This window comes from Vibrio sp. YT-19(2023) (genome assembly GCF_033337395.1).
This window is the reverse complement of the sequence record NZ_JAWOQN010001118.1, coordinates 1-523: the sequence shown is the minus strand read 5'-3', so window position 1 is coordinate 523 and position 523 is coordinate 1. Positions and strand designations below refer to the sequence as shown.

Here is a 523-nt window from a genome sequence, read left to right as displayed (position 1 = left end):
GAGTTAGACCAGTTTCAGTCTGTGCTGCATCACGCATGCAGTGCACCGACTTTTATCGATTTTCAAAACGTTCACATCTGTTTAAGTGTTGGTATGGCTCGCTTTCCTCATGAAGGAAGCTGTAGCGATTCCTTAATTCAACATGCTGACCAAATGATGTACCTCACTAAAAGATCAAGAACATAAAGTTTTGGCTCGGTCCGAGCCGCTGAGAAGCACTCAAAAATATAATAATTTCAGGACGTAGATATATGGTTAGTAAGTTAGAATTTTCGCATGCAGTGGCTGCTATTCGAAAGGAAAGGGGGTTAACTCAAGGCCAATTAGCGGATGAGCTAGCCCGAAGTTACAGCGCTTTTGAAAGCTTAAATCAACCCACACTAAGCCAGTGGGAAAGCGGTAAAGTAACGCCCAGTTTGCTCAAGCGGCTTGCTTTCGCTCACTACATCGGCAAGCAGTATCAATACACCTCCAGCGAATACAAACGGGTCAAAGCTTCACAAAGCAAAAGCATCTATTTGAG

The 523-nt window shown here is 43.8% G+C and carries 1 protein-coding gene and 1 pseudogene; both read left to right on the top strand.

All coding sequences use genetic code 11. The features are described from left to right. Window positions 1-186, top strand: a pseudogene (locus tag R7E78_RS30360) (diguanylate cyclase); the annotation flags it as partial. Between the two features lie 65 nt (window positions 187-251). Next, the coding region (locus R7E78_RS30355; RefSeq protein WP_318059176.1) for a helix-turn-helix transcriptional regulator at window positions 252-523 on the top strand (272 nt) is incomplete at its 3' end.